This window comes from Yoonia sp. SDW83-1 (assembly GCF_046762885.1).
Taxonomy (GTDB): domain Bacteria; phylum Pseudomonadota; class Alphaproteobacteria; order Rhodobacterales; family Rhodobacteraceae; genus Yoonia.
The window spans coordinates 1-13,363 of sequence record NZ_JBKQXO010000038.1; the positions used below are offsets into that span (position 1 = coordinate 1).

General features: G+C 58.6%; 10 protein-coding genes and 1 pseudogene. 2 read left to right on the plus strand and 9 right to left on the minus strand.

The features are described from left to right. A partial coding sequence (locus tag ACFWW4_RS22490; RefSeq protein WP_411892877.1) for an SdrD B-like domain-containing protein occupies window positions 1–2,318 on the minus strand: 2,318 nt, incomplete at its 3' end. A gap of 742 nt (window positions 2,319–3,060) precedes the next feature. Here ACFWW4_RS22490 and ACFWW4_RS22495 point away from each other — a divergent pair. Then, window positions 3,061–3,345: a hypothetical protein gene (locus tag ACFWW4_RS22495; RefSeq protein ID WP_411892878.1), complete on the plus strand. Its 285-nt coding sequence runs from the start codon at window positions 3,061–3,063 to the stop codon at window positions 3,343–3,345. A 541-nt stretch (window positions 3,346–3,886) separates the two neighbouring features. Here the strand turns inward: ACFWW4_RS22495 and ACFWW4_RS22500 are convergent. The 7 genes from ACFWW4_RS22500 to ACFWW4_RS22530 form a co-directional block, all read right to left on the minus strand. Next, window positions 3,887–5,368, minus strand: coding sequence for a M81 family metallopeptidase (locus tag ACFWW4_RS22500; RefSeq protein WP_411892879.1), 1,482 nt, complete (start codon window positions 5,366–5,368; stop codon window positions 3,887–3,889). Between the two features lie 11 nt (window positions 5,369–5,379). After that, window positions 5,380–6,333, minus strand: coding sequence for an ABC transporter ATP-binding protein (locus ACFWW4_RS22505; protein ID WP_411892880.1), 954 nt, complete (start codon window positions 6,331–6,333; stop codon window positions 5,380–5,382). Continuing rightward, window positions 6,330–7,280 carry an ABC transporter ATP-binding protein gene (locus ACFWW4_RS22510; protein WP_411892881.1) on the minus strand — a complete coding sequence of 317 codons (951 nt, stop codon included), beginning with the start codon at window positions 7,278–7,280 and terminating at the stop codon, window positions 6,330–6,332. Before ACFWW4_RS22510 ends, ACFWW4_RS22505 begins: the two co-directional genes overlap by 4 nt. Window positions 7,281–7,282: 2 nt before the next feature. After that, entirely contained in the window at window positions 7,283–8,167 is an 885-nt protein-coding gene (locus tag ACFWW4_RS22515) for an ABC transporter permease (protein WP_411892882.1), read from the minus strand. After that, a complete protein-coding gene (locus tag ACFWW4_RS22520; RefSeq protein ID WP_411892883.1) occupies window positions 8,164–9,093 on the minus strand; it encodes an ABC transporter permease in 930 nt (309 codons plus the stop codon). Before ACFWW4_RS22520 ends, ACFWW4_RS22515 begins: the two co-directional genes overlap by 4 nt. Window positions 9,094–9,165: 72 nt before the next feature. Continuing rightward, window positions 9,166–10,743 carry an ABC transporter substrate-binding protein gene (locus tag ACFWW4_RS22525; protein ID WP_411892884.1) on the minus strand — a complete coding sequence of 526 codons (1,578 nt, stop codon included), beginning with the start codon at window positions 10,741–10,743 and terminating at the stop codon, window positions 9,166–9,168. A 28-nt stretch (window positions 10,744–10,771) separates the two neighbouring features. Then, complete coding sequence (locus tag ACFWW4_RS22530) at window positions 10,772–11,683, minus strand: MurR/RpiR family transcriptional regulator (RefSeq protein WP_411892885.1); 912 nt, start codon at window positions 11,681–11,683, stop codon at window positions 10,772–10,774. 138 nt (window positions 11,684–11,821) lie between these two features. Between ACFWW4_RS22530 and ACFWW4_RS22535 the strand changes: the two genes are divergently transcribed. Further along, window positions 11,822–12,955: an NAD(P)/FAD-dependent oxidoreductase gene (locus ACFWW4_RS22535; RefSeq protein WP_411892886.1), complete on the plus strand. Its 1,134-nt coding sequence runs from the start codon at window positions 11,822–11,824 to the stop codon at window positions 12,953–12,955. Between the two features lie 85 nt (window positions 12,956–13,040). Here ACFWW4_RS22535 and ACFWW4_RS22540 read toward each other — a convergent pair. After that, window positions 13,041–13,268, minus strand: a pseudogene (locus ACFWW4_RS22540) (integrase core domain-containing protein); the annotation flags it as partial. Window positions 13,269–13,363: the final 95 nt, after the last annotated feature.

Sequence of the window (13,363 nt, forward strand, 5' to 3'; positions counted from 1 at the left end):
ACCGCGTCGCTGTCGGTCGTGTCGTCTCCGCCCTGATCGGGGGTCACAAAGACCTGATCGCCGGGGTTTGTGAAGATCACACTGTACTCACCCGCGTCGAGATCTGCGAACAGATAGGACCCGTCCGCCGTCGTTGTGGTTGTGGCAACCACCACACCGCCCAGCACCAGCTGCACCATGGCACCGGCCACACCTGCGTCGCCCGCGCCTTGCACGTCATCCTTGTTTGCATCGACAAAGAACACACCGCCCAGGCTCGCCGTGCCGGGGTCCGCCACACCGGCATCGATATCGCGGATATCCTCGCCCACCCCCACAGAGATCGGGGGCGTCACCCCGGTGGCCGGGTCAGCATCGCTGTCCACAGTGTCATCACCGCCCACATCCTGGCCAACCAGGACCTTGCCGTCATCGGTCTCGGTCGGGAATACAACCCTGTAGTCGCCCGCATCCAGGTCGTCGAACAGATAAGACCCATCATCCGCCGTGGTCGTGTTGGCCACCTCAGCCCCATCCGCATCCAGCAGCGTCACAGGCACACCCGCCACACCCATCTCGCCATCATCAACGGCGTTGGCATTGGCATCCATAAATACAACGCCGCCAAGCGAACCAAGATTCGGTACGCCCGGAGCCCAACAGAGATCATCAACCGCACCCGAACTCGCGAGGTTAATGTCCATTTGCGTGACGCCCGCGGCATTCAGCGCAATTGTCTGCGCGCTGTTGTCGCCCGCAGCAGGAATGTCGATGACACGTATCTCGCCGTTTGCGAAGGTCAGGGTGATGTTGCTGCCCGGCCCCTCGATATCGAACACCTTGATATCGTGAAGATCGGAGGGATTGTCGAAAGCGAATGTGATCGTACCGCCGACCGCATCGTCGGGATCATCGCTGTCGTTGTCTTCGGATATGATCAGTAGATTGCCCTGATCCTCGAACGCCAGATCAGCGTCGCCACCGGTCGGATTGCCCGAGTCGAACAACATCGCATCGTTCTCATTGGTGTTGTTACGGTCGCGTTGCGCCGTAATCGTCACGCCCGCGAACTGATCGTCCACCACTGTTCCAGCGTCGAACCCTTCGAAATCGATCAGCGTAAAGCCGTCAGGACATAGCTCACCATCCCGGCAAAGCTCAATTTTATCAATGCGCACGAATTCGTAGCCGTCACCAGATGCTTCGATGGAAACGGTGTCACCTGGCGCCAGCTCGATTTGTGGGAAGACAATCTCTGAGAAGACCCCATTATCATTGCCACGACCATCCGTATCGGCATCCAAAGACGTCTCTGCCAGGACCTGCCCATTTACCTTGATCCTTATGGATGACTGGCCGTCACTTTCATCCTGGACAAAGAGTGACAGGTCGTATTGGCCTGCCTCACCGGCAAATGTTGTGCTGATTTCGCCGCTGCCGCCAGTATGGGACAGTCTGACCAAGCCACCATCAGACACATTGCTGGCATGACGGATATTAAAACTGGAAAGCTGCATGGTTTCCGCTTCGATCACCATGCAGTCAGGCGTACCGCCTTCATCAACGTCCTGCACCTTTACCCAAAGCGTCTTCTCCGTCACGCCGCCCTTCCCATCATCGGCGCGGATCGTCACATCGTAAGTGTTGTCGCCTCGAAAGACATCGGTCGGATTTTCAAAGTCAGGTGGCCGCACGAAGCTGAGCGCACCAGTATCGGGATCAATTTCGAATGCTGCACTATCGGCGCCGGGCACGATAGAAAAAGAAACGGTATCATTGTCGGCGTCAGTGGTGTCAATGTCGATCACTGCCGTGGTGTTCTCATCGACCTTAATCACCCCGTCTTCGGGAACATTCGTCAATTCTGGTGCGCTGTTCTTGGGGTCCATCGTTGGCGTGGACATCAAGTCAGCGTAGGAGATGCCGTCGCCAGTTACATTCTGAACACTTGCAACCTTAAGGAGTGTTTCGGCTGGCGGTACAGTGCCGACAAAGCTGAAAAAATCATCGCCCTTACCAGGCGCATTGTAATCCTCAATCTCGATTTCGACGAGCTGGTAATGCTCACCATTCGATCCGAGCAATGTAAAGATACGCTCGGCATACATATCCTTGCCATGGATGGCGTGGCCATTCACAAAAGCCTTTTGATCGCCATCGGTGGCTTCATCACACTTGTCACCACTGAGCTTGTCATCGTCGTCAGACACCTGCAATTCGAACCGCGTCTGCGTCGGGATACTGATCATATCGCCTACCCCGATCGAACAATCCCCAGCGTGTCCCTGCAACAAGTCCTGCTCTGAATATGCAAACCAGCGGTAGTTTTGATAGGTCATGGAATTGTCCTTTCTAGACGAGGGCTGACTGTAGACTGAGAGGATGGTTTTTTGACGCAGCAGATCACGTGCCAAAGCGGCCCGCGACAAGAAGTCCCGTCAAAAGCGGGGGTTTGTCACAAACCGATAGGGTGGCAACCCCGCCGGGAAACTTTGAACGTAGAGATGGGGGGCTCGTTGCCCCGGTAAATCCTGACTCGCATTCCAAGCGCCCCCACGCTGATTTGCACTTACTGTCTTAAGTTCTTGGAAAATTACATTATTTAGAGCGGCTCAAACTGATTCCGTCAAAACGAGCTTACGTCACTCACCACAATCGGCGGTTTTTCGCCCGTGTCTGCGAATGGGTATTGGCGTTCAGCACGACCATTCCAGACGGCGTTGGATCGCTGTTCGCTTTGTGCGTCGTCAAGCCTGAGATCGGATTTTCTTCTTGCTCTGCTGATGTCGTATCGCACCGCGGAACAGGGTCGTTTCTGCCGCAAAATAACGGCATTCGGGCGACATGGCATTTGCACGCTGCGCCCCGGACATGACGATATCAGATGTGCTAGAAATGATGGTGTTCAAAGCTGGCATCTAGCAGAGTGATGCTGGAATTTTTCCAAAATATGTATGATCAACACTGCTCAAAAAAAAGGCAACCATGCGCCTGCACATGCCGCGCACCACCCAAGCCTTGACTTGAAACAGCCATTTCGCGTTGGCTGAGTGACAAGTAGGCTTAGTCATGGTGGGAAAAATGCGATACATTCAAATGAAGATATCTGCTGCAATCTGTTTGGCTTTGGTGCTGGCAACGTCATCTGTTTCGGCGGGTGGTCTTGCTGACGCAATCATCGAAGAACAGCAAGTCCTGGCGCCACCGGCAGCAACTGCTCCGGAAGCAACCAGAGGTAACACCCCGAACTGGGTTCTACCTGCAATTGGGCTGTTAGTGATCGGCGCCATTGCGTCTGGAGGTTCGGGGTCCGGCAGCTCAAGCGGTGGCGCTGATGAACCGCCAGCGATCATCGACGTAAAATAGGTCACACAATGACAACCACCGACGTTCGAGGGCCGCATTGTGCGGACCTCGAACGTCGGCACATCTAAGCGACTACACATCTTGTCTTTGGGGTGCGTCGCGGATGTCCACCACTTTCCCTTCGACGGGCCGCGCCGCAGCATAGCGACCGCATGCTTGACGTCCGGCATGGGCCGTTCCCGCGAGACGGCGCGTCATGTAGATCTTGCGTGCTACAACGCAGCCGAGGTACCGACCGAGCCCAATCTAAAGTTCTGGATTTTTCTATGTACTGTAACAGCTTAACAATCACGGCGCAGCGGCAAGCTCCTAGCCGCGTGGCGGAAAAAAATACAAACATTCCGACAAGTATAAGCAAAGTCTGCCACGGATTCCGATGTTCTGTCGGAAACGCAATTCATGATGATCGCTCCAACATCCGGTTTTAGTGATTGGTGGAAAGTCCTGTTCAATAGAAAGATAGAACGTAGTGATGGACCACGGGTGCAGGGAAGTGTCTTAAAATCAATAAGCTCGGCGTGGTGGCGATCTGTATATCGCGTCAGTTCGACTGGTCCAGCGGATAGATGGGGCGTGGAACCTTGCGGTACGCCATCGTGGTATAGTTCACTGTGCAAAGCGCACCGCTGTCGCAGACAATGATACGACCCGCGATTGGTCCGAAGGCGGCACGAAAATGTTGCATGGATTTCAGTGCCACAACACGACGATCCGTCGGATCGATCCCGAAAGTTTCGAATTGGCGCAGATCAAGCATCTGGTGTGCGATGCTGACGATCAATATGTCGATGCCGGCCACCTGCAAGACAGCCGTCGCACCAAAACTGCGCTGCTGGCCGCCCAGGATGGGGCCGCTGCCCGTCACCCGGCCCTCTCCCCGCCATTTCAGCACGCCGGTCACCTCGATCGGCCCTCCGCCAAATTCGGGGGCGGTTCGCCCTCCGACGGCCAAAGTAACGGTTTCGCCGATTGTTCGAGATTTCAATGCGGCAGCAGCTTTTGGATCTACCAGCGGACCGAAGCAAGCGTCTGTCACGCCTGCATCCAGCAACGCACCTAGAAGGGCGGTTGCATCGCCGTAAGCGCCAGAGCCGGGGTTGTCGGCGTAATCGGCGATGATCAGTGGACCGCTACCGGTTTTCCAAGCTGCGGCCTGCGTCGCTGCGTCGGTCACGCTAACATAGGTATTAAGTTTCTCGTCTCGCCGCTGCCAGATGTCGTTCGCGATTTCCTCGCTGATCTCCTGCGCACCTTTCAATCCGACCTCGGCTGTAACCAGCACGGTGGGACCCACTTCCGCCACATCGGCGCAGGGGAAGGCCCCGTTGATGCTGACCGCATAGACGCCCTTGCGTGCCTCGAAAGCCCGGGCCAAGGCATGGCGTTCGATCATCGGTCCGATATCAGTGCGCCCGCCATTGGCCTCTTCCAGCATCGGACGGTGCGCGCGCAGGGTCTGGGGCTGGATGTCGCCTTCGATGGTCCGGTGGAGCAGTTCGGCTGTCCGGCGCCCCGTCGCCCGAATATCGACATGCGGGTAGGTGGTGAAAGAGATCAGTATCTGCGCGAGCGAGCACATGGCGGCGCTAACATTCGCATGCGGGTCCAGCGTCACTGCAACGGGCAGGTCCGGCCCGGTGATCGCGCGCAATCGGCGCAGGATCTCACCTTCTCCGTCATCATGCGAGGCCGTCACCATCGCGCCGTGCAACATCAGCAGGATACCATCCCACCCTCCACTCTGCGCCGCCTCCAGCAGTGGCGCGCAAAGTTGGTCGAACGCGCGATCGGTTACACACCCGCCCGGACCTGCGGCGGCACTGATGACATGGGTCACCTCCCAGCCATACAGGCGGCCGGTGTCGAGCACGCCGGCAAGCTCGGTATTGGCAGCGCCTCGGGCCGCGATAGCGGCAGGACCGTCAAGCAGATAGCGATCCTGGAAATCGGCAATATTGGTCGGTCGGATGTTAAAGGTATTGGTTTCGTGCGATATTTCCGCCGTCAAGATACGTCGTGTCACTGAGCCGACCTTCAGAGTGGGTGATGACAGGCAACGGGATGGCCCGCGCCATTCGTCAGAACAGGTGTGTCCGTACGGCAGATCGCCGTGGCATGTGGGCAGCGATCGGCGAACGCACAGCCCGGTGGCAGATCGAAGGGGCTTGGCACCTCGCCCTCCAACGGAGCGATGACCCGGCGTTGTTTCGGGTCCGGGGCAAAAGTGCTGTCCATCAGTGTCTTGGTATAGGGGTGCCGTGCCGGAAGGCCGGTATCTGGCAGCGCCTCGACCACGCGCCCCAGATACATCACCAGGATTTCATCGCAGAAATAGCGAACAAGGCTCAGGTCATGGCTGATGAAGAGATAGGTCAGGCCCAAATCGTCCCGCAACTGCTCCAGCAGGCTGATGATCTGCGCCTGCACCGACACGTCGAGCGAGGCGGTCGGTTCGTCCAGCACCAGCAGCGACGGGCGCAGGGCAAGCGCACGTGCTATGCCGACCCTCTGTTTCTGCCCGCCAGAAATCTGGTGCGGATAGCTGCCAGCCAACCCGGGGTTCAGGCCGACCATGGTCAACAGGTCGGCGACTTCCTCTGCCGCGCTACCTTTTGGTTTGCGGCCCTGTACGTCGAAGGGTTCCATTACAGCGCGCGTAATCGTGTAGCGGGGATCAATTGCGGAATACGGATCCTGAAACACCATCTGCATGTCGGCGCGCAGCTTGCGCATTTGCGCTGGCGATTTTGCGCGCAAATCCTCCCCGTCAAAGCGCAGCTCGCCGATGGTCGGTTCGATGAGGCGCAGGATCAGCCGCGCCAGCGTGGACTTGCCGCAACCGGATTCGCCCACCACGCCGATCACGCGGCCCTTGGGCAGATCGAAGGAAACGTCATTGACCGCATGCATGGCCCTTGCCTTGCGGAACGGCCCGCCCGGTGTGACGAACTTCTTGGACAGGTTCCGGACTTCCAGAAGGTTGGTCATGCGGCATCCCCAGCGAAATGGCATGCGGCGGCACCGGCCCCGTGCGTGACGAATTCCGGTCTTTCGTTTGTGCAGATGTCCTGCGCGCGTTGGCAGCGGGGGTGAAAGGGGCACCCCTTGGGATAGTTCAACACCGTTGGCACCGTGCCCGGAATCCCCGAAAGCGTTTCATCCGCGCCCAGACCCTTTGGAATGCACCCGATCAGCGCTTGGGTGTAGGGGTGCTGTGGTGCGTCGAATATCGCTTCGACCGGCCCGTATTCAATGGCACGGCCCGCGTACATCACAACCACCTTGTCGCAGGTCTGGGCGACGACACTCATGTCGTGAGTGATTAGCACCAGCGCCAGATCGCGTTCCTTGACCAGATCGTCCAGCAGGCGGATGATCTGCGCCTGTACCGTCACATCCAGCGCGGTCGTCGGCTCGTCCGCGACCAGAAGGTCGGGATCGGCGGCCAGTGCCATGGCGATGACGATGCGCTGTTTCATGCCACCCGACATCTGGTGCGGGTAGCGATCGCAGATCAGCGCCGGTTCAGGGATGCGCAGGGTGCCGAGGATTTCCACTGTGCGCGCCCGGGCCTGGCGCGCACTCATGCCAAGATGCAACACCGCCACCGCGTCCACCTGCGGTCCGATCTTTTGCAGCGGATCAAGCGAGGTCATCGGGTTCTGCGTGATCAGCCCCAGCCGCCCGCCGCGCAAGCGGCGATAGGCAGGCTCGGACAGCGTGGTCAGTTCCTGACCGTCGAACAGAATGGAACCCGCCGTGATCCGGCCGCCCGACAGGGGCAGGAGGCCCATCACGCTCATCGCGGTCAGGGATTTGCCTGACCCGCTTTCCCCGACGATGCCGAGAGTTTCGCCCTTCGCCAGCGAGAAGCTGACGCCCGAAAGCGGGGCGACAGTGCCGAAGGCCACTTCGAGATCGCGTACTTCCAGCATGGTCATGCCCTTCTGATCCGGTCGCGGATATCAAGCGCGCGGATCAGTTCATCTCCGAAAAGGTTCACCGCGACGACCGTGACGGCGACCACGACACCGGGAAATATGATGACCCAAGGACTGAGGAAGAGTTGCGCTGTGCCCGATGACATCATCGCACCCCAGCTGGGCGTGGGCGGCTGCGCGCCAAGCCCGAAGAAGCCCAGCGTTGCCTCCAGCACGATGCCGTCGCCGATCGCCAGCATACCGACGACGATCACCGGTGCCACGGCGTTTGGCAGAAGGTGTTTGAGCACGATGTGACGCGGCTTGGCCCCCAGATTGATCGTCGCCTCTATGAAGGTTTCACGCTTCAGCCGCACGATCTGCGCCCGTGTGAGCCGGGTGAACTGTGCCAGATAGGCAATGGCGATGGCGAAGGTGGTTGAGGTGAGGCCAGGGCCGATGATGGCCACGAAAATAAGGGCGATCAGGATGTCAGGGAAGGACCAGGTGAGATCCACCACTGTCATGACCGCGCGTTCAAACAGGCCGCCGAAGTAACCAGCCGCGGCACCGAGTGTCATCCCGACCGTGATGGATATGGCGATGGCCGTCGCGCTGACCGACAGCGAGGTGCGCGCGCCATAGATCACCCGGCTGAGAACATCGCGTCCGAATTGATCGGTGCCCAGCAGGTGCGGCCAGCCTGGCGGCGCATTGGCGTTCATCAGGTTTTGGGCTGCATAGTCGAACGGCGTGATCCAGGGCGCAAAGATTGCTGTCAGGACAAGCAGCACAAGGAAACCACCTGCAATCCTACCCAGCCACGATCCGAACGCACGCCCAAGCGCGGTGTTTCCGAAACCGGCCATAGCGCGGGCGGCAGTGCCTGTCATCGACGTCATTTCTTTGCCTCTCGAATACGGGGGTCCATGGCGGCCTGTGCTACATCGCCGATCAGCGTGCCAAGCATCACCGCTAGCGCCAGCATCAGCAGGCAGCCTTGCACCACCGGATAGTCGCGCTGCCCCAGCGCGCGGATCAAAAGCGAACCAAGGCCGGGCCGACCAAAGACGAACTCGACCGTCACGGCACCGCCGAGAATCCACCCGATACGCAAGGCCAGAATGGTAACCACCGGCAGCATGGCGTGTGGCATCAGATGACCGGTCAGAATTGCGCGTGACGAAAGCCCCTTGGCGTGCAGCAGTGTCACGAAGTCCTCCCGCTTCACATCCAGAAGTGCCACGCGTGTGACCCGCGCCACGAGTGCCACGCCGCCGAACCCGATGGTCAGCACTGGCAGCACCAGGCTGTCCCAACCGCCCGCGCCCGAAACCGGAAACCACTGGAGCTGCACTGCGAAGAACAGGATCATCAGGAGCGCCAGCCAGAACCCGGGCACCGTTGACCCCAGCAGGATGAAACCTCGGACGAATTGCTCGAATACAAACGAACGGGTGGTGGCCGAGATGGTGCCCAGGATGATGCCCACCACACTGGAAAAAAGAAAGGCGAGGCCGCCAAGGGTCAGGCTGTAGGGCAGGTTCTGCGCGATCAGGTCGGCCACGGGGCGCCGCAGCACGATGGCCTCGCCGAAATCGCCCTGAAACATGGCACCGATCCAGCGGAAATACTGGGTGAACAGCGACTGATCGAGCCCATATTTGGTGATCAATGCCGCGCGGTCGTCAGGGGACGAGCCGACCCGGATCAGATTATCGATCGGGTCGCCCGGCAGCAGATGCACGATCATGAAGATCACGAGCGAGATCGAGATCGAGACCGGGATCAACATCAGCGTCCGGAACAGGATGTATCGCAAAAGCATGACGGCGTCCTTTCCGGGCGCTGGTATCCCCGCCCCCGCGTGGCGCGGGGGCGGGAACCGACGCGTTGCCGCTTATTCGACCGTCGTGATGTCGAGCACGGTCTGCGACCGGAACCGGGTGCCGCGCACCGGATCTGGGACGTTCACCCGGTCCGAATTGTATGCGATGTTCTGAGTCGGCTGGTAGATTGGCACAAAAAGGTACTGGGACAGGATGTATTCGTGATACGCCGTGAAGTTCGCGATCCGCTCATCCGAATTCCTGCTGGCTTCCATCGCCACGTCATTCAGGCGCTGCCCCTCGGTGTCTTCCCACATGGACACGTTTGGATAACCCAGCCGTTTGCCGGAAAAGAACCAGTCGAGAATATCCGAATTGTTCCAGTCGTATCCTCGCACCGCAAGCTGATGACGATTGTTCTTGTATTCATCCCGGATGGTTGAGCTGTCGAAGACGGTGATCACCGCCTCCATCCCGATCTCGCCCAGTTGTGCCTGGACCACCTGCGCGAGCGAGGTGAATTCGGTCCCGTTCTGCGTGAAGAGTTTCACCGACAGCGGTTCACCGTCCTTCATCCGCACCTTGCCGTCACCCATGGCCCAACCCGCTTCGTCCAACAGCGCATTCGCCCTGTCCAGATCGTAACTGACATTGAGTGCTGGATCGACCTGCGCTTCGGGCAGTGAGGCGATCAGAAAGTTGTGCGCTGGCGCGCCGACGCCATTGTAGATCGAGGCGACGATGGCTTCCTGATTGACGGCCAGCGCCGTGGCTTCGCGCACCTTGATGTCGTCGAACGGCGCGGCAGTCACATTGATCGGCATATAGTTGATGCCGGTTCCGGGCATTTGAATGACGGCAACGTTGCTCTCTGCTTCGAGGATTTTCAGAAAGTCCGTTGGCACCCCAAGAAGGATATCGATCCCGCCGGTTTTTAACTCCAAAAACGCCGTGGACTGATCTGGGATCTCGCGGAAAGTCACGCGTTCCAAATGCGCGGGACCCTGATTTTCGGAAAGGTCCGACGCCCAGGCGTAGTCGTCATTGCGCACAAGAACGGTTTCAAGGCCGATGGAAAAGCTTTCAAGCTTGAACGGGCCGGTCCCGACAGCGCCGGTCACACCGAAATCTTCGCCCATGCTGTCATAGGCCGCAGCCCCCGGCACGCCCATGAAGGACGAGGCCAGATTGTAAAGCAGGTTGGGTTCCGGCCGGGACATGACGAATTTCACCGTCAGGTCATCCACCACCTCGACCGATGCGATGGCGGCCACGAGGTAGGCATTCTCGGTCTCGGCGAAGTCTGGGATCCAGTCGGCAACGGACTGCGCGGTGAATGGCGTACCATCGTGAAAGGTCACACCGTCTTTCAGTTGAAAGGTCCAAGACATGCCATCACTGCTTTCCTCCCAAGAGGTCGCCAGATGCGGGTGATAGGACTGATCTTCGTCCTGCTCGACCAGCCGGTCGTAGATCAGCGATGTCGCGGAATTGAGGTTGCTTGAGGTCACCGGATTGTAGGAAGTGGCTCCAAGCTCTCCCGAAGCGAAGGCGATCGATGCCTCCTGAGCCAGGGCGGCGTTGGACAGGAACCCGGCTGCGATGAGCGCCGTTCCTGACAGAAGTTTCGTCTTGGTCTCATAGCGCATCGGGGTCGTCCTTTTCATAGGAAAAATCTCAGGTGTTGGTCTTGCTCTCCGTCTTTTTCGGCTTTGTCTGAATGGTGGGCGCGCTGCCCACGTGGCCGATGAAACGGCCGTAAAGTTCGGCGGTGCGGTTCATGCGGGCTTCGACCTCCGGGCCAAGCTCCATGAACACCCCGTTGACAAGCAGGTTGGCCAGGCTGGCCATCTGGGCCGTAGATTCCCAGAAAAGGTTGAACTGGGTGGGCACCACAAAGATTTCTTCCGCGACGTCGTGCCCCCAGTCACAGAAGGGATCAGTGATCAGCGTGACCGGAATACCGGCCGCCTTGGCCTCGGTCGCCAGATCGCGGGCCAGACGCGAATAGCGGCGCGCCTCGAAGATCACGAGGGAGGCATCGGTGTCGTCTCGGGCCAGCACCTGGGCAAAGTTGCCACCGGCCAGATCCAGAAGTTCGACCCCGTCCCGCAGATATTGCAACTGGTTGACAAAGATCTGTGCCATCCCGCGTTCGGTCTGAAAGCCGACGGCAAAGACTGCCTTGGCGGTGGCGAGCCTGCGAACGGCTGTCGCCCACGCCGGTGAATGAGCGATTTCGTAAACAGCGACCAGAGCAGCCATCTCAAGTTCAAGTCCACGAACAAGCTGGTCTTCGCCAGAGCGGTGGCGCGCCTGAAGATCGCTCAGCCGATCCCCAATCAACCAGGGCTGGCCGCCCATATCGCGGCGCAGATGCGCTTTGAGATCTTTGAAGCTTTGATAACCGATTGTCCGGCAGAACCGCCCCACCGTGGGTTCGCTGACCGAGACTTTCACAGCAAGGCTTGCAGCGGTTTCAAAAGGCAGAGCGGCCATTTCAGCCAACATGTAACTGGCCAGCGCACGATCCGCCTTCGAGGCGGAAGCACTCGCTTCAGTTAGACGTTCGCGCAATGATTTTGGCATGACCCCTCCACAGGTTCATCAGTCATAATGTTATAAAACTTTCATAAAGTAAACAATTTTATAAAATCTTGCATGTTAAGGTGATAGCGCATCTTATGGTCGAAACCGTCAGTTTTGGCGCGATAAAGGCTGCATCCCATGATCTATGACTTCATCGTTATCGGCGCGGGTATGGCCGGAGCTTCAGCCGCCTTCGAACTGGCAGAAAACAGCAATGTCCTTTTGATCGAAGCCGAAGCGCAGCCTGGCTATCACAGTTCGGGTCGCTCGGCGGCTCTCTTTACCCGCAACTACGGCACGCCGCTCGTGCGCAAGATCAACGCGCTCAGCGAGCCGTTTTTTCAGGCACCCCCGGCGGGCTTCACTGACCGACCCTTGCTGCATCCCAGGGGAGCGTTGACCGTCGCCGCACCGGGAAAAGAGACATTGCTCGATCCTGTACTGGCGGCCTCGACCGAGGATAACCCGGTTGTGGAGATGGCGGTGGCCGACGCGTTGGACCTTGTGCCGTTCCTGCGGCCCGATCGCCTTTCCCGCGCAGTCTTCGAGGCCGGAGTCATGGATATCGACGTTTCGACGATGCTGCAGGCCTACCTGAAGGGGTTCAAAGCCCGTGGGGGCACACTGAGCTGCCGGACGAAGGTGACCGCGCTTTCGAATAATAAAGGTACCTGGACAGTGAACGCTGGCAGTACGACCTTTCAAAGCAAGACAATCGTCAACGCCGCAGGCGCATGGGCCGAGCAAGTTGCCAAGATGGCGGGGCTGGCTCCTATCGGATTGGTGGCCAAGCGTCGCACAGCGATCATCGTCGACGCGCTGCCAGGCATGGACGTGGCGCGCCTTCCCTGCGTCGATTTCTCCGGGAGTGACGCCTATATCAAACCCGAAGCGGGCAAGCTGATGGCCTCTCCTGGTGATGCGACGCCCACGGTCCCTCAGGACGTGCAGCCTGATGAAATGGACATCGCCATTATCGCTGACTGGATCGAGCGCGAAACGATCATACCCGTGCGCAGGATTGCCCATAGCTGGGCCGGTCTGCGGACCTTCGTATCCGATGAAAACCCGGTGATGGGATATGACCCAACCGTCGACAATTTCGTCTGGCATGCCGGCCAGGGAGGATACGGCATCATGATGGCGCCAAGCCTTGCTCAGGCTTTGGCAGCTCTATGTCAGAGAGGAAGGTTTCCAGACGATTTCTCGTCAACTCTAACGGAGATTGCGAGTTTAGGTTTGTCCCGGGTAAGTTTAAAACGAAATGGATAGCAGCACACCTAGTGTCCGTCATCAGAGTTTTTGGGACCAATGGCGGCCTAATCTAAGAGAGATTTGGCTCATCTGTTTGGTTTAATTATGCGGCGTGCTGGCGGTGATGCAAGCGTCGCGCTTCGAGTGTTTTTCGTTTGATCCTTTCGCGTTGTTTCAGAATGGCTTTGTCGCGGCAGAAGTAGACGTCTGCTGGTGTGACGCTGTTGATGCTCTCGTGATAGCGCTGATGATTGTAGTGGTCGACGAAGGCTTCGATCTGCGCTTCGAGGTCGCCAGGCAGGAAGTAGTTTTCCAACAAGATGCGGTTCTTTGGCCTGCTGCCGGTTTCGTGGACACCGAGATAAGGTGTTTATGAAACTGGAGAATCTACATGACGAGAAGAGTGTTCAGCCGCGAGTTCAAGCA